This window comes from Blastococcus sp. SYSU DS0541 (assembly GCF_054050875.1).
Genome location: NZ_JBJHAD010000024.1, coordinates 25,250 through 44,512, shown reverse-complemented (window position 1 = coordinate 44,512; position 19,263 = coordinate 25,250). Strand labels below are relative to the sequence as shown.

Sequence of the window (19,263 nt, the reverse complement as noted above, 5' to 3'; positions counted from 1 at the left end):
CACTCCAGCCGCGAACGCGCCGACGTGCTCCCCGGCTGGCTGCACACTTACAACCACCACCGCAGCCACACCGCACTCGACGGCCAACCACCGATCAGCCGCGTCAACGACCTACCTGGTCACTACAACCTAGGGCCGAGCGGGCTGAGTCCGGGTGCGTCTCGGTGCGGCGAGCCCTAGTAGGCGCCCGAGCCGCGGAGAACGGCGCCGATGGTCTTCCACAGGATCATCAGGTCGAACGTCAGGGTCCAGTTCTCGACGTACCGGACGTCAAGTCGCACCGAGTCGTCCCACGAGAGGTCCGAGCGGCCACTGACCTGCCAGAGACCCGTGATGCCGGGCTTGACCAGCAGTCGACGTGCCATGTCGAAGCCGTACTGCTCGACCTCGCGAGTGACGTGCGGGCGCGGCCCTACGAGGCTCATGCTGCCGTTCAGCACGTTGAACAGCTGCGGGAGCTCGTCCAGCGAGTACCGGCGCATCACCGCGCCGACGCGGGTGACGCGCGGGTCGCGCTTCATCTTGAACTGGACGTCGTTGCCCTCATTGCTCTCCTCGAAGAGCGTGTCCACGAGCTTGTCGGCGTCCGGCACCATGCTGCGAAACTTGTAGACCTCGAAGGGCTGGCCGCCCCGGCCGATCCGCTCGTGCTTGTAGAACACCGGCCCACGGCTGGTCAGCTTGACCGCCAGGGCAAGAGCGACCAGCATCGGAGAGATCAGCAGGATGCCGAACAGCGCCGCCGAGCGGTCGAAAAGGTTCTTGACGATGCGGCGGTGACCCGTGAACTCGGGACGCTCGACATGCATGAGAGGCAGTCCGGCCACGGGCCGGATCCGCACGCGTGGGCCGGCGACCTCGGTGACCGCGGGCGCCAGGAGCAGTTCGGCCTGCGTGTCCTCCAGATCCCAGCCCAGCTGCCGCAGGGAGGGGCCGTCGAGCTCCGGGGAGGGCAGGACCGCCACCGTGTCGACCTCATAACGGCGCACGACGTCGACGACGGAGTCCAGCGATCCCAGAACCGGCAACCCGTCGAAGGTCTGTGACGACCCACTGGGAACGCAGCAACCGATGACCCGGTAACCGTGCTCCATGGCGCGGTCGAGCTGCTCGTGCAGAGCCGCGACGCCGCTTCGGTGGCCCACGATGATCGCGGTCTGCTGGAGCCGACCGTCCTGGCGCTGGCCGTGCAGCCAGGAGCGCTGCGCCATGCGGTGACCCGTGGTGAGCAGGAGCGCGGCGGGCAAGGCGACGATGGCAAAGCCACGGGCGAGCTCGAGGTGGAAGGCCCACGAGACGGTGCCGATGGTGGCCAGCAGCATCGCGGCGGCGAAGAAGACCCGGCGGAACTCCTCGGCCCCGATCCACAGAAACCGCTCTTCGTACGCGCGGGCGATGAGCATGGCCGCCGCCCACAGCAGGGGGAAGGCCACGAGCACCGTCACCAGGCTGCCGACCAGGTCGAGCGATCCGCTCACCGGCTGGGTCTCGGCGATCTGGCCCAACGTGCCGGCGACGATCGCACTGACCACGTCGAGGACGACGAGCCGGCGAACGTACCGAGCCCGCCATGCTCGGCGAGCTTCCGTCCCCTCACCGCGCAGCCGTGCCACGGGCCATGACGCCCGGCGTCCACGCTGCTGCGGAATGTGACGAGTAAGGTCACCGTGAACGTCGAGCATGGACAAGTCGCGAACCCCCGTGCGCTCCACCGGGCACGAACTGCCCAGCATCTATCCCCGTGTGTGCCAGAAACTCAAGAGTTCAACTGGCAGGCGGACCGTACCTGGGTTTTGGGTTTCCGAGAAGGCGCAGGTCAGGTCGTTCTCCTACCGAGTGACCCGGCCCGTCGCCAAAAAGACGGACTTGTTGTCACGTTCCGTAACCCTTGGCATCATCCTCGTGCGGACACTCCGCACACGCACGGCTGATGCACAGGGCCAACGCGGCCCTCACCGTTAAACGTGACATGCGTCACAACGGCCAGGCAGGTATGGGTGGACGTAACGGCATCACGGCGACCGGACATCGGCGAGCATTCTGGAATGCTCAACGGAGCCAACAACGGAACGGGCGGAAGTATGGATCAGAACCCTCGCATAACACTCGTACACGAGCGATTCACGGAGTATGCGGGGTCGGAAGCGGTCGTGGCGGAACTGGCGAAGGCTTGGCCTGACGCCCCCATCCTCGCTCCAATCGGCCGCCCCGGCGTCCTACCTCCCGAGCTTGAAGGTCGCCTGCGGACCACCAGCTTGAGCCGTCTCTTGCGAGGCGATTTCTACGCTCATCTGTTGCCGCTGCTGCCGATGGCCATGGCTCGCCTTCCACTTCCAAAAAGCGATGTCATCATTGCTTCGCACCACGCATTCGCGACTCAGGTCGTGCGCGGTACGACAGCCCCGGTAGTCGCTTACGTCCACTCCCCCGCACGTTGGGCCTGGGCGCCGGAGATGAGACAAGGAGAGCCGGGCCAACGCATAGGAGCCGCGGCGCTGCGCAGCTTCTCGGCGGCCTTTCGGCCTCTAGACAAGGGTGCGGCGGCGCGCGTCCATACCATGGTGGCCAACTCAAGGGCGGTCGCGGACCGGATCAGCCAATGGTGGGATCGCGAAGCGATGGTGGTGCACCCCCCGGTGGATACGGAGTACTACAGCCCCGATCCCACGGTTCCCCGCGAAGACTTCTTCCTCCTCGCGGGACGACTCGTCCCGTACAAGCGTCCCGACCTCGCTATCCGCGCCGCCGAGAAGGCTGGCGTCCGGCTGCTCGTAGCGGGGGCCGGCCGCTTCCGCTCGGAGATCGAATCGCTCGCAGGGCCAGGCACCCACTTCCTTGGACGCGTCAGTGACGACGAGCTGCGAGACCTGTTCCGCCGGTGCCGAGCGCTCCTCATGCCTGGGGTCGAGGACTTCGGCATCGTCCCCGTGGAGGCCATGGCGTGCGGCTCGCCGGTGATCGCACTAGATGCGGGCGGCGCCCGAGACTCAGTTGCACCTGGCGTGACGGGGGAGTTGGTGCCCGCTGGTACGACTGCGAGAGACGACGTGGCCACGTGGGCCGACCAACTCCGAGACTTCGACTCCGGCCACTACGACAGCGCCTTCGTTCGCAGGCACGCAGAGAACTTCTCCCGACAGCAGTTCGCGGTGAAGATGCGAGGCGTGGTCGACGCCGTCCTCGCGAATAATTAGGCCCGCTTCACCGCTGCACTTGACCGGCCGACGGCACCCGCGCTTGGACGGCCTGAACTGCTTCCAAGCTTCTCCGCGGCGCTGCTCGCCACATTCGACGCAGCGCCCCTCGAGACTCAGCCCCATCGACGCCGAGCGCGGTCCGCCCAACGGCAAGACCAACAAGCAACCATGGAACGGTCAGGCTGCCCGCCACCCAGTAGATGTCAACGAAGCCGTGCACGAAGTTCCCCAAGAGGCTGCTCAGTGCAAGCATGGCGTACCGAGTCTTCTGTTGGTACAGAATCCAACTCACGCCACCGATGAGCAGTGCCAGCGCCAGAAGACCCACCAGGCCCGCCTCCGAGAGTGCCTCGACCACGACGTTATGCGGCGACGGGCGAGCGTCCCCTTCCGCACTGAGCGGAGCTGGAAACTCGAACTCCGGATTGAGGTAATACCTGATGCCTTGGCCAAGGAGTGGGGCGTCCGCGAAGAAGTCGAGCGCGACCTGCTCGAAGTACTGCCGACTCTCGAGCGAACTCGTCTGCCGGGCATTTTCTCGTTCCGACTCGGCGAGGAGACTGCTCACCACGTAGATTCCGCCGCCGATCACTGTCGCGATCATGGCGAGGCTGACGCGCAGGCTCGGGCGAGAGTAGAAGGACCAGACGACCAACGCGACACCGAGACCGAGCCACGCTCCCCGAGACTGTGTCGCAACGAGCCCAAGAATTACCGTTGTCCCGACGGCAGTGCGCATGCGAGCACTGTCGAAGACATCTCGGCCGACCGCGTACATCACCATGGCACCGATGGCGAGCAGTTTTCCCGCGTGATTCTTGTTCACGCCCAACGGATACGCAGGGGCGAAGCTGCTGGCGATCGACGCGTAGATCGACACTGCCGCGAAGACGGCACATCCCAGGAGAAAGGCACGGAGGGCGGTCCTCCTATTCCCTCCGTGCGCCAGTTCACTGCCCACGAGAACCGCGCCGCCCATGAGGAACAGGCGGTGCCCCCAATCGGCGATGGCGTCGATGGTCGGATGGGCGACCACAGGAAGAAGAAGGAGCGCTTGATAGGTGAGGATTATGGACAAGACCGCACGACCGACCGATGAGAGGCGAAGTCCACGAGACACTGCCACCAGCACTGCTAGCAGCAGGATGACATCCGCGACGCTCAGCCCCTGAGGCGCGACCGGTACACGCCAGGTGGCGAAGGACAAGGGCAGCACTGCGAGCAGCACCATCCTGCGGTCAGCGAAAAGGCTGATCACGAGCAGCCCAACGGCGGCACCGGTCAAAATCACAGGCGGAAGAGCGGCCGCGGCTGCTCCTAGTGCTAGCGCTGCGACGGCAAGTGCCGCGACCAAGGCGCCCGCAGCGGCGCCTCTACGCACGTCACGGTGGCGGCCGGTACGCACGTGCCGGGAGGGCACGCCTAGCTCCGACTCGATTCGAGGGGCTGGACATCCGCACGTGAGCCCTTGTCCGACCGGGTCGAGCGCCTTCCCATGACCACGACGCCCACTACATCCACGCCGGACTCGCGCAGCGCAGTGGAAACCCGCTGCAAAGGAGCCGCATCAGATCCCACCGGGACGACGAGCACCGCCGCACCCACGATCGAGCCGGCTCGCACGATCACTTCATCCGAGGCCGAGACGGTGGTGATGACGGGGCGCCCAGGGGCGCCGGCAGTCTCGCGCTCGAAGGTGGACGAGAAGACGTCCTCCTCGCTGAGCCGGCTGACGACCACGGACTCGTCGAGCGGCACGCTCTCATTCCACGCATCGCCGCCGTCCACCTTAACGATCCGCAGCGGAGTCTCCATGCGCGTCGAGATCTGGACGACATGGTCGACGAGCGCCTCCGCGCGACCGAGCATCACCAACACCAAGGAGCGCGCTTCGCCAGAAGCAGTGAAGGACAAGTTGCTGATGCGCCTCGCTGCCTGCGCCACCGAGTCGTCTGGTCCTGCCACAACGGGCAAGCCGAGCGCTCGGACGTCCTCCCCATGGAGAACGCGTGGGCGAAAGCGAGTGCCGAGCACGATCCACGACGCTCCGAGCAGACCTCCGGCCACCACACCAACGGCGATGGCTACCGGCAAGGAGGGCCCCACGGAGGTCGCTCGCACACTGGGCTCCGCCACGGGTTGCATGGACGGCGTGAGCGAAGACAGGGCCGCCAACAGACCCACTCGGGTGTCCCGCAATCCCGACAGGTACACCGCGGCCGCGTCGTCGTCGCCAGCAACGTCAGCGATGTCTCGGTCAACGCCCTCGAGTGCCGCCTGGATCCGCGCCTGCTCTGTAGCCACCTCCAACTGCCTTGCGGACGAGACGATGGTGGAGAGGGTGTCCACGGCCGAGGCCTCGTCCCCGTCGACAAGCGAGATGGTCAGGAGGTCGGAGTCGGAATCCGTCTCAACACTGACCGACTCTCGGAGCTCCTCGACGTCACCGGTGCCACCGTCGACCGCACGGTGCAGCACGGAGTCGGAAACCAGCAGCGCCGCACTCGTAGTCAGGCGACGGACCTGGCTGGACTCTCCGCCAGCGTTTCCTGCCGGAACGAGCGGCGCCACGACAGTGAGCTCCTGCGTTGCCACATAGCTGGGTGGCAGCAGGACAGACACAGCGGCTGCCGCTGCCCCGGTCAGCAGAGCAGTCCCGATGATCACGGGCAGCCCACGCTTCAAGGCCAATCGGAACTGGCGCTCACTGATCATTGCTCTCCCCTTCTGAGCACGCCGGCCGAAATCTCGTCACCGAAGTCGGGGCCGGTGGCCAAAGACCCAGACACCCCTGTAGTAGTGCCATGTGTAAACCCAAGGGGTGCCGAACGAAGCCGCCGCCAGGCTCGCGACATGGCTGAATCGCACTTCCTTACCCCAGGCCAGGGCGATGCCGTTGGCACACCAGGTGGCCGTCGAAAGCGCGGCGCCTGTCCATGCCACACGCCGAGAGCCGACCATCGCACCGGCCAGGGCAAGGGCAACCGCCCCGACGTGGCCGACGCCGGCGGCGTGCCTCGCAGCACGGAGGGACAGCGGGCCCACCCGCCTGGCCCGATTGACCTCGCGAAAAACTGATGCGTGTTCCCGGTCGAGAAGCGAATCAAAGTAGTACCGGCGCGCCAGGCGAAACGGCGTGAGGAAGGATGACTCCAACGGAGGGTGCGAAACGGTCAGTTCAGGAGCAGTCGTTATCCGCAACCCAGCCTTCGACGCTCGGAAGTACAACTCGATGTCTTCGCGGAAGTGCATTCGCCGAACGGAGTCGTAGAAGGATTCGCTGAAGCCGCCGATGTCTATCAGCGCCCGCCGACGGTAGATGATGTTGGCTCCGCCGTGGGCAACCTCGGCTTGAATGGCGGTCGCGTGTGAGAAGGGCGTGGCGTCGTCGGGGGGAACTGATACAGCACCCTCATACGCATCCACCGCCTCATCGCGGTCCAGACGCGCATGCAGGCGTGAGAGCCAACCCTCCTCGGGCACCGTGTCGGCGTCGAGGAAAGCGATCCACTCCGCCGACGACGCCGATGTCCCGCGGTTGCGCGCGGCCCCTGGCCCACCGTTCTCGCCTCGGACCACCTTGATGACGAGGTGCGGGAAGGACTGGACGGCTACTCCTCCCTCGAGTGGGGTCGGCGATCCGTCGTCGGAGACGATGACCGTGAGTCGTCGACCAGTCCCCGACGCTTCGTCGTCGAGGCGCTGCAAGAGGCGTTGGAGACGTAACGCGTCGCCATAGGCCGGGATGACTACGTCCAATTCGCTCAAAGTTCTGACTCCTTCGTTTTTCGTGTCGTCCCCAGGCGGTGATCGGCTACAGACCGGCTCGCTAGGTGTACTGGCGCGGAAGCAGTCGCCACCAGAAAATGGCTCCCACTGCATTGGTTATGCCGAGGCCCCAGGCCGCTCCGGCCGCGCCGCCCAAGGTGGCTCCCACGAGTCCCCCTAGGACGCCGAACGGCGCGATGGCGAGCATGGCGTGAAGGCTCCGCCTGGAGAGCCCGGCAAGGCGCAGACCACCTCGGAATACATCGATCGCACCCTTGGCCGCCCAGTAGACCCCTAGGCCCGCCAACGCGTGCTCTGCGACGGCAAAGCTGTCTCCGAGGAAGAGTTCACCGAAGTCGGATGGCAGCGCCAAGAGCGCCCCGGACCAACTCAGCGCCACCACACCGAGCACCGCAGCCACGACGCACAGCAGGCGGTAGATACCCCTGGAGGTGATCCCGCGCATCCGCGCCCCCTCGGACACCGTGAATGTCCCGGCCGCGACATACAGCATGCTCAGAGGTCCTAGAAGAACTCGGGCACCGTTGAACGCGGCAAGCGCTGCAAGACCCCCCTGCACCCCGACTGCGAGCAGAGTCAGCTGGAAGGCGCCGGCGTCAACGATGACTTCCGTGACGTACCGGAAGCTGAGGTCGCGATGCCGCAGCAGCCAAGCTCGGGCCCCCCGGACGGCCGGTAGGAGGCGGATGAGTCCGAGGGCGAGTGCGGCCGAGCACGCCGCTCCGAAACCCCAGACCGCCAGGGCGGAGGGGGCGCTAGTGGCATCCCACAACAGTAGGACGAGCAGCCCAGCGGCCGTGACGAGCAGCCAGGTGGCGTTCACCCACGCCGAAGCCACCATACGAGCTTGGGAGAACAGCACGTACCGGCAGGCGTCCTGGAGGAAGAGGAATGGAAGGCATGCCGCAATGACGGCCAACACCCCACCTACCTCGCCTCCGACCACTGCAGCCACGGCCGCAGTCACCGTCGCGACCAGGAGGCCGAGGAGCATCGCCAGCGACAGGGCACCGGAGGCGGCAATCAAATCGCCATCCCGCCCACTGCCACTGTGGCGGACGATGAGCGGCTCGAGTGCGAGCGGCCGCATGAGCTCCAGCGACACGAAGAAGACAGCCATCGCCAGGCTGAAGGCGCCGAACGCCTCCACGTCGACCACGCGCGCCACTGCGATCGAAGGTATGAAGTTGCACAGGCTGGAAGCCGCCTGGCCGACTACTACCCATCCCGCCCGGGATCGGGCTTGTGTGCGCACCACGCTATCGCTGGTCTGTCGTTCGTGATGACGCGACGTCGCTGTAGATCTGGCTGAAGATCGTCCTGTAGCTCTCGAACTCGAACCTCGGAGACAATGATTCGCGACCAGCGCGCGCGCCTTCGGCGAGCCGATGCCGCAGCGCTTCGTCGCTCAGTAATCGCGACAGCGCACCCTCGAACGCCTTCAAGCCCTGGGACGACGTCGGCGCATGGGGCACCACAAGACCGTTGACGCCATCCGTTACACCCTGGGATGCGATCGGCGTCACGATCACCGGAACGCCACACGCCAGGGCCTCTTTCACCGCCAGGGGATCTCCCTCGTAGGACGACGTGGAGACGAACGCGTAAGCCCCGCGAAGCAATTCAGCGAGGTCGGCTTGTGAGAGCCGGCCCACACAGCTCACGTTCGGAGCGTTGCAGCTGAGGTCGGGCCCCACCATCGTCAGAGACGCCGACGGATGACTGCCGCGAAGACTGCGCATGATCTGGACTGCAGCTGTCGGGTTCTTGTAGGCGGCCGCCCTGCCGGTCCACAAGAGGCTCCGATTCTCCACGACGCCATCACCCGGCGTGAACGTGTCGGTGTCGACAGCGTTCGGTATAACCGATAGTCGACCCTTGTAGCCGCTGCGACGCACATCCTGGGCGGCATGATCGGAAACGCTGATCACGTAGTCGGCACGCGAAACAGCCAATGTCTCTATACGCTTGAAGATCAGAACAAACGGCGCATTCCGCAGCTTCTGCCATGCCGTGAAGGCTGTCTTGGAATACAAGCTGCTCAGCGATCCGTGTGTCGTAACGACGACGACAGGTATCGTTCGACGACGCACCCTCTGCCATGGGAGAAGGGCCACCAAGGGCCACGCGTACTCCAGGCTTTGGATGTGAAGCACCTGCGGGGAACCGAGCAAGCCCGCACGCGTGGCGCGCCAGCCAAACAGAAGTCTGTTGAGCACCTTGCCGCCACGGACGTCCACAACTGGCAGGTCATTGTCGTCTGACGATGCGGCGATATGCGAGCGCTGTCGCCAAACAACGCGGCAGTCGGCTCCCAGGTACCGGAGAAGCTTCAGCAGCCTCTGCGCGCTGAGTTCGACGCCACCGGAATTGTCCAACGGTCCAGGCACGACCATGGCAATACGCAGACCCTCAAGGTCCCCCTGCTCGCGTGATCCCGGCATCTCTCCGCGTCAACCTCTCCCCGTGTGAAGGTGTCGCCCCTCAAGGCATCACCCTGCAATTCGCAGCTACCTCGCGGCATCGGACCGTTGTCATACCGCTACTCCGCGTGCAGCCCGAGGGCATGTTGCCAGGCATAAGGATTCGCGGAGCTGCCGCAGATCAGCCCCTGCCTCCTTTGAGGCATCTCCCAAGCGACAGCCTCAGGTGCACAGGCCTCCGTCGCGCTACGCCATGCCATGATACCGACGATGCGCTCCGTCGCGATCCGTCGCCAAGGCCGCAGCGTGACTTATTTCCCTGCTTGGTCTTTTCAGACCCGACGCCCCATCACGCGCACCACGCGTACCGACAGAGCCTGCCAGGAGGTCCACCACATTGTCCGCGGCAATCATCAAGTCATCACTTCGCCCGATGGCCATTCGGACAGTGGACGTCACAACACGCTGGTCGGGCGCTCAGCGGGTGCTGGAGAAGCGATTCGGCGGCAGCGGCTGTGCACTCATGTGGCACAGCGTGGTCGACAATCCGGCGGATTACCTATATCAGGACATCCGCTGCTCGACACGCTACCTCGACTTGGTGTTGTCCTGGTGCCGCGAAAACGGCATCGCTGTCGTCGACATGGACGAAGCGATGCGGCGCTTGACCGAGCGCATCCCGGGGCGGTTCGTCGTGATGACGTTCGACGACGGCTACCGAGACAACTTGACGGCGGCGCTGCCCGTTTTCGAGCAGTACAACGTGCCTATAGTCATCTATCCGACCGTAGGCCTTGCCACCCGCGAGGCGTACTACTGGTGGGGAGGTCTCGTCGAACTCGTCAAGCGTGCCGACAACTTCGAGATCGATGGTTTCGGTCGGGTCGAGGCAACGTCCCGACGACAGAAGATCCGCGCTCTGGCGGGCGTCAATCGGTGGATTGAGGGGAACGTCGCCGAAAGAAGCCAGGCGCTTCGCCCTACGTTCGCGAAGGCCGGGGTGCAACTGCGCTCCCTGATGAACGAGCATGCGCTGACTCCGGACGAAATCCGTAACCTTTCTCGCCATCCACTCGTGTCATTGGGATCGCACACGATCTCCCACGTCTATTTGCGACCACTGTCCGAACAAGACGCGCGTCGCGAGATCGTTGACAGCAAAGTGTGGCTTGAGGAGCTCACCCAGGTCCCCATCGATCACTTCGCCTATCCGCACGGTGATGCTCGCGCTTGCGGCGACCGTGAGGCGATTGTCGCCAGGAGCGCCGGCTACAAAACCGCGGTGAGTACGAGGCGAGGCAACCTTTACCACTCGCACGCACAGGCCCCGTTCTTGCTCCCTCGAGGAGCGGTCAATCCGCGCCGTGAAACACTCGCCAGCCTGACCTCGCAACTCGCCGGTGTTCCCAGGTTCATCGCGTCCGGAGGTCGATCACCCATTGACCCCGCCACGACGGCGGTCGCCGCCGAAAGTTGACGTGGACCGTCAGCCGCACACTCAGTGGGCAGGCGGTCCAGTGCAGTCGCAGTCGCACACGCAGACGCAGTAGGGCTTCGGGCTGATTCATAGGCCGCTTGAGCCCCTCAGGGGCCGTCGTGACGCATGTGGCGAGCGTGCCGAGCTATCGACGACACGTCCTTCCAAAAGCATCCAGGCACGTCGGCGCTCCTAGGCTGCGCGGCATGCCCTGTCCCTCCTGTGGGGCGACGGCCACGCGCACGCAGATCCTGACCGGCTACTGGCGGTGCGACGCCGACGTCCGTGTCGACCAACTCGTCGGCGTTCCCGCTGACGGGGACGTCCCGGCAGTTTCGTCACAGGCGGAGACTCGTCGCTGCGGCACCATCTACATCCAGACCCGCGACGACGACGCGGCCACCTGCCGCTGCGGCGAGCCCGCGATCGGTGAGTGCACCGAGTGCACCCGAGCCGTCTGCGCCGCCCACTCCGACCTCTGGCAGGGCTGGCGGGTGTGCGACCGCGACCTGGCCAACGCCCGGCTTCGCGCCCGCGCCGCCGCGGCCGCCGAGGAGAAGCGCCGCGAGGAGGAGGCAGCCGCCGCGGAGGCCGAGCGGCTGCGGCAGCGCACCACCCTGCTCGAACTCGCCGACGAGGACGCCGTCTGGCTGCTCTACGCCCGCGACGAGCGGCGCACCGAGCAGGAGGTGCGCTCGGCGGTCCACCAGCTTCGTCGGCTCTCCGCGGCGCAGTTCACCGACGTCTGCCTCTACCTGCTTCCCTACGCACGCGAGCCCGAGCGCCGGCGCACCGGCCTCACCCGCCTGACCGGCTGGGCGTTCGAGGGGCCCGACTTCCACGGCCGGTCCTGGTTCCTGACCCGCAAGGGCGAGTGGCACCGCAGGAGCACCAACAACGGCGCCGACGGCCGCTGGAAGAAGGTGCGCTTCGATGACGTCGAGAAGCGCGCCGTCATCGACGAGATGGCGTGGCAGCAGTCGATCGACAGCGGACTCGTCTGAGCGCAGGCCGCGCATCGCCCGGCCCAAGGGGCGGCGCTGCTCGAGCGCGCGCAGGCGCCGCCCGCGGGCTGGGACGATGGACTCCGTGCGCATGACGACACGGCTGGTGGCGACCGCCGGAAGCCTCGCCCTGGTGGCGGGGCTCGCCGGTTGCGGCGCCGACCGGTCGGACGACCGTGCCCTGTTGTGGGCCGAGGAGTTCGACGGCCCGGCGGGCAGCCCGCCCGACCCGGACGTGTGGTCGCCGGAGCTCGGGGGCGGCGGCTGGGGGAACGAGGAGCTCCAGACGTACACGGCCGAGCGCGCGAACCTGGCGCTCGACGGCGAGGGCAACCTCGCGATCACCGCGCGCGCCACCGGCCCCGCCGACGATCCGCTCTGGACCTCGGCCCGCGTGACCACCTTCGGCGCCCGGACGTTCCACCACGGCCGCATCGAGGTGCGGGCCAAGGTGCCGTCCGGCAACGGCATCTGGCCGGCGGCCTGGACACTCGGCCAGGACATCCAGCGCGTCGGCTGGCCGGCCTGCGGGGAGATCGACCTCATTGAGTCGATCGGCCCGGCCACCGAGGCGCTCCAGACGGTGCACGGACCGCGGCCCGACGGCACCAACTGGATGCAGAGCGTCGTCACCCCGGTCGACGAGCCGCTGTCGGAGGAGTTCCACGTCTACGGAGCCGACTGGTCCGCCGACCGGATCACGTTCTCCATCGATGGCCGGACGACCGGTACCGCGAGCCGGGCGGACGTGCCCGACGGCGGCACGTGGCCGTTCGACAGCCCCCAGTACCTGCTGCTGAACGTCGCGGTGGGGGGCCGGCTCCCCGGCCCCCCTGACGCCTCCACGCCACGTACCGCGACCATGCTGGTCGACTGGGTGCGGGTCTACGCCCCGGACTGAGCTCTCGCGCCCGCCCGAGCCGGCTCGGCAACCGGCTGCAGCACCGGGCGCGCGTCGTGCTCCGCATCCCGCGGCGGCAGGACGGCGACGTGGTTCAGGCTTTCCTGACGGGGGACGCCCGCCCCGGCGACGGCCACCTCGCCCCGGCCCGCCAAGGCCCGGTGCCTGCCGGCCACTGCGGCCGCCGTGCGGCGTTCCGCCAGCGCGGCCACGCGGGTGGGCATCTCCAGGAGAGGCACCACCACCATCGCCGCGACGATGACCGTCGCCCAGGCCAGCATCGGCCACCCCGTGCGCCCCAGCATGAGACCGCACACGATTGCCGTGGCCATGAGCGCAGCCATCACCAGGTGCTGCCGGAAGACCGGCAGGGGCGTCACCCGCTCGGAGCCGATGCCCTTGGGCGTGACCTTGAAGCTGAGCCGCCGGCCGACGAGCACGTAGGCCAACGCGAGCGCGTAGACCGGCTGCACCACCGTGCCGACCAGCCGCCCCGGCCACTGCCAGCCGCTCTCCTGCTCCGGCCGCACGTTGAACCGCTGCATCCAGAAGGTGTGCAGCTGCCGCCAGACGAGGTAGGGCCCGTAGGCCACCACGAGCGGGAGCAGGGAGATCGCCGCCGGCGCGATGCCGGTCGCGAAGTAGAAGGCGATGAGGGCCGCGCCGAGCACGAAAGCGACGCCGCTGAAGTAGTTCTGCTGCAGCCACAGGTACAGGCCACCGCGGCGCACACCGAGGGCCCGGAGCCGGCGCGGGGTCACCTGGAGCAGCAGCGCGAAGCAGCCGTAGGCCCACCGGGCCTGCTGGTTGAAGTACGCCAGCCATGTTCCCGGCCCCTCGCCGATGGCCAGGGCGCGGGGCACGTAGTGGCTGCGCCAGCCCTCGGCGTGCAGCTTGATGCCCGTGGCGAGGTCCTCGGTGATGTGACCCTCGTACCAGCCCACGGACTCCAGCGCCGCGACGCGGACGACGTGGTTGGCGCCCAGCATCATGGCCATGCCGCGGGCGCTCATCGACCGGAGGAGCGGCCCGTAGAACGTGTACTGCTGCTGCGCTGCCCCCCGGGACACGAGCGTGCCGGTGTTGCCGTAGATCTGCGGAGTGACCACCCAACCGGTCCGCGCGTCGCGGAAGTACCCGAGCGTCGCGGTGAGGAAATCGGGCGTGGCGACGAAGTCCGTGTCGATCTGCGCCACGACGTCGTAGCGGTGGCCGTGCGCCTCGTACCAGGCGTTGTGGTTGCCGCCCTTCGTCCGCGCGGCGAAGCGGCCCTCCGGCTGGTTCCACCGCTCCACACCGTGACGGCTGAAGTGCCGGACCCCCATCTGGCGGCACAGCTCCCGGGCGCCCTGGTCGTTCCCCTCGTCGAGCACCCACGTGTCGTGCGGGTACTCGGCCGCCACCATGGCCTCGAGCGTCCGGGCGAGCATCGACAGCGGCTCGCTGCCGGGCACGAACGTGGTGATGAAGGCGACCCGCAGGCCGGGCTCAGGAGACGGCGGGGCCACGTACACAGGCATCCGCCGCGCCAGCACGTGGCCCAGCCCGTCCATGAAGATCCGGTGCCACACGACCAGGGTCAGCAGCACGAAGAGGCCGACCGCCAGCCAGCGGGGCGTCTCCGGCGACGCATCGGCCAGCCGGTCGGGGTCGAACCAGAAGCGGGCGAACAGCGCCAGCGCGAGGACGCCGAAGACGACGGAGCCGTACCAGACGGCTCGTTCGCGGCGACTCATCGGGCGAGCGGCCGGCGAGCAGGCGTGGCGGCGAGGTCCCGGGCGCGGGACAGGGCTGAGGGCATGACAGGACTACCTCTGACGTGGAGACGTGGAGGGCCTGGGTTCGCCACTGGCTTCCCGTCGGCTGAGGCGACCACTTGATCGCCGACGGTTCTTCGCCTGCCCGGCTCAGCGTTGAGCCCCGAGCACCAAGCTCGGTAGTTGAAAGATCCACCGTCGACGCCCGGGTGGACAGTGATGACCATCACATATTGCGTGCTACTTTATGGCGCGCCGCGATTCGTCACACTCGGGAGTCGCCGACTGCCCGACTGGCGTCGCCGGTGCTGAGGAAAAGCCCTGGTGAGGCCGCCATGCGGCGACCGGGGTGGGCGGGCGGCCTCGACGATGGGTGCACGTCGGCGGCGTCAGCCGGGCACCGTGGATCCGCGGGGCCACTCGAGACCCGGCCCACCACGTGCGCGTGCGTACCGGTGGCGCGCCGCCCATCGGGGTGGCGCGGGGGGCTCGGACGACGACGCCGCAGCCGCGGTCGGTGCGGCGACCGTCGGTGCTACGCCGCCCTGGGGAGCAGGCGCAGGCGGGCCAGGAAGCCGGTGGCCCTCGACGTCCCCGTGTCCGCAGACCCGTCTTCGTCGGCGTGGACCTGCACCGGACGGTCGGCCGGCATCGGAGCGACCTCGTCGTCCGCTCGGGCCACCGCCGGACCACCGGCCGGCACGGGGAGCAGCCGGTGGACGTCGGCCGGACCGTAGGCCGACGGCGGCGCGGCATGGCGGCCGTATGCCACCGCCTCGGCACTGCGGCGGACCAAGGTGTCGTCCGTCGGCGCGAGCTCCGGTGCCACCCGCAGCGACTGCCCTGCTCCGTTCCCACGGTCCATGCGAGTGTCATCGGCAGTCCGACGACGACTCGTGACCGGGTGCGCCCTCCGGCACCGGCCGCCGGCGCGACTGCCCCTTCCGGGTGAGCCGAAGCGCGCCCGGGTCCAGCGGAACCGATCCGCCGCCGATGTCCTGATCCATGGACCAGCGAGATCAGGAGAGGGCCGTGCCTCGTCGTCCCAGCTCCCTGTTCCTCCTGACCGTCGGACTGGTCGCGCTCTTCGCCACCGGCATCGGACCGCGCCCCGCCGGTGCCGCCTGGGACCGCGCCTACGACGTCGTCCTCTACAACCTGCCCTACCTCGCCGCCGCGGCCGCCTGCGTGGTCGCGGCGCGGCGCGTGCGCAGCGAGCGCATCCTCTGGGGTGCGCTCGCTGTCGCGCTCACCCTCGGTGCGTTCGGCAACGCGCTGCGGGTGCTCTCCGCCGGCCTGCAGGGCAACGAGCCGTCCTCCGCCCTGTCCCACGTGGTCTCGTTCACGGCCTACCTGCTCGTGTACGTGCCCCTCGTCGTGCTGATCCGCGCCCGGGTACCCCACTTCCACCCGAGCATGTGGCTGGACGGCGTGGTGGCGGCGCTGGGCAGCCTCTCCGCGGGGGTCGCCTTCCTGGTGGGCCCCTACCTCCTGACCGACCCCGGCGAGACGCCGGTGGCCGCCGTCGATCTGGTCGCGCCGATAACGACCGTCCTGCTCATCGCGGTCCTGATGGCCATCGGCGCCATCCTCGGCGTGCGCCTGGACCGCACCTTCGTGCTGCTGGGCTCGGGGCTGGCTCTGATCTGCGTCTCGGACCTCGTCCTGTTCGCCCTCAAGGTGCGGGGCACCTACGTCGACGGGGGCCCGCTGGAGCTCGGCTGGCTGGCCGGCATCGTGCTGACCGCCGCCGCCGCGGCGGGCGCGGTCGAGCAGCCGCCCCCGGCCAGGTCCACCGGTTCCCGCATCGGATGGCGGCTGCTGGCGGTGCCCCTCGCCTGCCTGTTCGCCAGCCTCCTCGTGCTCAGCCCCTGGTCGCAGCCCGTGCCCGACATCGCCGGGTGGCTGGCCATCGGCTGCGTGCTGGCCGGAGTCCTCCGCATCGCCGTCACCTTCCGGGAGGTGCGCGGGTACAACCAGATCAAGCTGGAGTCGCGGACCGACGAGCTCACCGGGCTCGCCAACCGCCGCGCGCTCCTGGAGCAGACCCAGCGGGTCATCACCGTGGCGACGCCTGCCCAGCCCGCAGCCCTGCTGCTGCTGGACCTCGACGGCTTCAAGGAGATCAACGACAGCCTCGGCCACACCGCCGGTGACGACCTGCTCCGCCAGATCGGCCCGCGGCTGCGCCGCTCCCTCCGCTCCGGCGACGTCCTGGCCCGGCTCGGCGGAGACGAGTTCGCCGTCCTGATGCCGGCCGCGGACCTCGCCGACGCGCGCGCCCTGGCCGAGCGGCTGCGCGACCTGCTGCTGGCGCCCTTCACGGTCGCCGACGTCCGGCTGCACGTCGGCGTGAGCATCGGCGTCGCCACCGCGCCGGCCCCGGCGGCGTCCGTCGAGGAGCTGCTCCACTGCGCCGACGTCGCCATGTACAGCGCCAAGCGCGCCCGCGAGGGCGTGCACGTCTACGTGCCCGACCCCGTCACCGGCACCGCGGGCAGCGACCGGCTGCGCACGATGGAGGAGCTGCGGACGGCGCTGGCCGGCGACGAGCTGCGGGTCTTCCTCCAGCCCCAGATGGACATGCACGACGGCAGCATCGTGGGCGCCGAGGCGCTGGTCCGGTGGGAGCACCCGACCCGCGGGCTGCTCTCCCCCGCCGCGCTGCTGCCGGCGGCCGAGCAGGCGGGCCTCCTGCGACCCCTGACCGACCGGGTGCTCGAGCTCGCGCTCGAGGCGGCCGCCCGGTGGTGGCCCGACCGCGAGATCCCCGTGTCGGTCAACCTCTCGGCGGCCAACGTCACCGACCTCGACCTCGCCGGCAAGGTCGCCGCCGCGCTGCACCGGCACGGCCTGCCCCCGCGGGCGCTCACCCTCGAGCTCGTCGAGGACACCCTCATGGCCGACCCCGAGCGCGGCCGCACGGTCCTCGCCGACCTGCGCCGCTCCGGCGTCCGCACGTCGATCGACGACTACGGCACCGGCTACAGCTCGCTGGCCTACCTGCGCCACCTGCCGGCCGACGAGCTCAAGCTCGATCGCAGCCTGACCGCCGACGTCGACCGCGACCCCCGGGCGGCCGCGATCGTGCAGAGCACCGTCGCGCTCGCCCACGCCCTCGGCCTGAACCTGGTCGCCGAAGGGGTCGAGACCCTCGCGACGAGCGCGGCCCTCGCCCGGCTGGGGTGCGACGTCGCCCAGGGCTACGCCATCGCCCGCCCCATGCCGGTCGAGGACTTCCTGCGCTGGCTGACCGCCTCCGATTCCGGGCTCGTCGACGCGACGCTGATCCCCCAGCTGCAGCGGGGGCCGACCGCCCGCTGACTCCGAGGGTCAGGACGACGCCCTACGGGGGACGCACGACCAGGCGACACGCCGACCTGGGTGAACACCGTCCGCTACCGGGTGTGGACTATGAGCGGGTGACGCCGTCCTCCCCTGCCTCTGACCTGGTCTCTCATCCTCTCGCCTGGCGGGAGCTCGCCCCGGAGATCCTTCGCCAGCGACTGGTGATCGAGGGCTGCCCGGCCGCGCCCGTCGACGACGCGCAGATCCGGACCTACCTCTCGGCGCTGTCCCGCGAGGTGGACATGGTGCAGCTCCTCGAGCCCGTGACGCACCGCTCCGACCTCTACGGCTGGGCAGGCTGGATCCACTGGGAGACCTCCGGGGCGCACTTCTACGCCTGGGAGCAGCCACGGCTGTTCTTCTCGGTGGACATCTACACCTGCAAGGCGTTCGACCCCGACACCGCCGTCGCCTTCACCGCCGACTTCTTCGACGCGCGCACCGTCGTCGCGAAGGGCTTCTGACATGGGGCTCCGGCTGCTGGTGGCGCAGTCCCCGGCTGAGCGGGAGGCCGCCCGCCAGGTCGAGGCCGCCGTCTTCCTCCAGGCCTTCGGCAACACGCCGGAGCTCCTGGACGAGGAGTACGGCCCGTACGAGGCGCGGTCGCGGTTCGTCGCGGTGGTCGACGACGTCAGCGGCGTCGCGCTGGGCACCGCCCGGCTGATCGTCGCCGACGCCGGGAGCCCGGTGAAGACCCTGCTCGACGTCGCCGACGACCCGTGGCACCTGCCCGTGGCCGACAGCCTCGGCACCGTCGGTCTCGCCCCCGAGGAGGTGTGGGATGTGGGCAGCCTGGTGGTCGACCCGCGGTACCGAACCGGCGCGGCCGGTGCCGAGCTCAGCGTGGCGCTCTGCCACGGCCTCTGGCGGTACGCGCGCAACTGCGGTGCCCCGGGACTCGTCACCATCGTCGACGACCGGGTCCGCCGGCTGCTGCGCGCGATGGGCGTGCCCTGGCAGCCGATGCCGGGGGCGGCGTCGCAGCCCTATCTGGGCTCCCCCGCCAGCACCCCGTGCGTCCTCGTCGCGGAGGCGGCGGAGGAGCAGATGGCCCGGGCACGCCCGGATCTGGTGCCGGCGCTGGTCCACGGGCGGTTCGGCTCCATCACCCTCGACCCGGCCGACCTCGCGCCGAGCCGCGGGGCTCTGGTCGACTCGGCCGAGCCCGAGCCCGTGGACGCACCCCGTCGCGACAACACCGGCTGGCGGCCGCCGACGGCCCGCCGCGAGACCACGCCCCTCGGGTAGGCCCGCCGCGGCCCCTGGCCGGCGGGCGGGCTGCCGGTCACGACCGGGCGGCCCGTCTCCCGGCGTGGCGCGCTCGCTGGGGAGTCGCCCGGGTCTGAGCAGGGCAGGAGGTGCTCCCC

General features: G+C 68.8%; 14 protein-coding genes and 1 pseudogene. 8 read left to right on the top strand and 7 right to left on the bottom strand.

The window, feature by feature from the left end:
- Positions 1-180: pseudogene (locus tag ACI794_RS19505) on the top strand (hypothetical protein); the annotation flags it as partial.
- Here the strand turns inward: ACI794_RS19505 and ACI794_RS19500 are convergent.
- On the bottom strand, positions 177-1,682 hold the full coding sequence (locus tag ACI794_RS19500; protein WP_456617159.1) for a sugar transferase: 1,506 nt from the start codon (positions 1,680-1,682) through the stop codon (positions 177-179). The pseudogene ACI794_RS19505 and the gene ACI794_RS19500 overlap by 4 nt on opposite strands.
- Before the next feature lie 363 nt (positions 1,683-2,045).
- On the opposite strand from ACI794_RS19500, the gene ACI794_RS19495 reads away from it, so the two are divergent.
- Positions 2,046-3,194 carry a glycosyltransferase gene (locus tag ACI794_RS19495; protein ID WP_456617156.1) on the top strand — a complete coding sequence of 383 codons (1,149 nt, stop codon included), beginning with the start codon at positions 2,046-2,048 and terminating at the stop codon, positions 3,192-3,194.
- Positions 3,195-3,201: 7 nt separating this feature from the next.
- On the opposite strand, the gene ACI794_RS19490 is transcribed toward ACI794_RS19495, so the two are convergent.
- The 5 genes from ACI794_RS19490 to ACI794_RS19470 all read right to left on the bottom strand — a co-directional run bounded on the left by ACI794_RS19490 (position 3,202) and on the right by ACI794_RS19470 (position 9,430).
- A complete protein-coding gene (locus tag ACI794_RS19490) occupies positions 3,202-4,488 on the bottom strand; it encodes an O-antigen ligase family protein (protein ID WP_456617155.1) in 1,287 nt (428 codons plus the stop codon).
- Between the two features lie 131 nt (positions 4,489-4,619).
- Positions 4,620-5,912 carry a hypothetical protein gene (locus ACI794_RS19485; RefSeq protein WP_456617154.1) on the bottom strand — a complete coding sequence of 431 codons (1,293 nt, stop codon included), beginning with the start codon at positions 5,910-5,912 and terminating at the stop codon, positions 4,620-4,622.
- 36 nt (positions 5,913-5,948) lie between these two features.
- The gene (locus ACI794_RS19480; protein ID WP_456617153.1) at positions 5,949-6,965 is read right to left on the bottom strand and encodes a glycosyltransferase family 2 protein; all 1,017 of its coding nucleotides are present in this window, start codon (positions 6,963-6,965) and stop codon (positions 5,949-5,951) included.
- A 61-nt stretch (positions 6,966-7,026) separates the two neighbouring features.
- Positions 7,027-8,145, bottom strand: a complete 1,119-nt coding sequence (locus ACI794_RS19475; protein ID WP_456617152.1) for a hypothetical protein — start codon at positions 8,143-8,145, stop codon at positions 7,027-7,029.
- A 100-nt stretch (positions 8,146-8,245) separates the two neighbouring features.
- A complete protein-coding gene (locus ACI794_RS19470) occupies positions 8,246-9,430 on the bottom strand; it encodes a glycosyltransferase family 4 protein (RefSeq protein ID WP_456617151.1) in 1,185 nt (394 codons plus the stop codon).
- Between the two features lie 376 nt (positions 9,431-9,806).
- On the opposite strand from ACI794_RS19470, the gene ACI794_RS19465 reads away from it, so the two are divergent.
- The 3 genes from ACI794_RS19465 to ACI794_RS19455 all read left to right on the top strand — a co-directional run bounded on the left by ACI794_RS19465 (position 9,807) and on the right by ACI794_RS19455 (position 12,791).
- The gene (locus ACI794_RS19465) at positions 9,807-10,886 is read left to right on the top strand and encodes a polysaccharide deacetylase family protein (RefSeq protein WP_456617150.1); all 1,080 of its coding nucleotides are present in this window, start codon (positions 9,807-9,809) and stop codon (positions 10,884-10,886) included.
- Between the two features lie 206 nt (positions 10,887-11,092).
- Entirely contained in the window at positions 11,093-11,890 is a 798-nt protein-coding gene (locus ACI794_RS19460; RefSeq protein WP_456617149.1) for a hypothetical protein, read from the top strand.
- A 91-nt stretch (positions 11,891-11,981) separates the two neighbouring features.
- Complete coding sequence (locus ACI794_RS19455; RefSeq protein ID WP_456617158.1) at positions 11,982-12,791, top strand: glycoside hydrolase family 16 protein; 810 nt, start codon at positions 11,982-11,984, stop codon at positions 12,789-12,791.
- Here the strand turns inward: ACI794_RS19455 and ACI794_RS19450 are convergent.
- Complete coding sequence (locus ACI794_RS19450; protein ID WP_456617148.1) at positions 12,776-14,527, bottom strand: glycosyltransferase; 1,752 nt, start codon at positions 14,525-14,527, stop codon at positions 12,776-12,778. The genes ACI794_RS19455 and ACI794_RS19450 overlap by 16 nt on opposite strands.
- Before the next feature lie 1,053 nt (positions 14,528-15,580).
- On the opposite strand from ACI794_RS19450, the gene ACI794_RS19445 reads away from it, so the two are divergent.
- The 3 genes from ACI794_RS19445 (at position 15,581) to ACI794_RS19435 (ending at position 19,144) form a co-directional block, all read left to right on the top strand.
- On the top strand, positions 15,581-17,872 hold the full coding sequence (locus ACI794_RS19445) for a putative bifunctional diguanylate cyclase/phosphodiesterase (RefSeq protein WP_456617147.1): 2,292 nt from the start codon (positions 15,581-15,583) through the stop codon (positions 17,870-17,872).
- An 83-nt stretch (positions 17,873-17,955) separates the two neighbouring features.
- Positions 17,956-18,360: an S-adenosylmethionine decarboxylase gene (locus ACI794_RS19440; RefSeq protein WP_456617146.1), complete on the top strand. Its 405-nt coding sequence runs from the start codon at positions 17,956-17,958 to the stop codon at positions 18,358-18,360.
- Between the two features lies 1 nt (position 18,361).
- The gene (locus ACI794_RS19435; RefSeq protein WP_456617145.1) at positions 18,362-19,144 is read left to right on the top strand and encodes a hypothetical protein; all 783 of its coding nucleotides are present in this window, start codon (positions 18,362-18,364) and stop codon (positions 19,142-19,144) included.
- Positions 19,145-19,263: the final 119 nt, after the last annotated feature.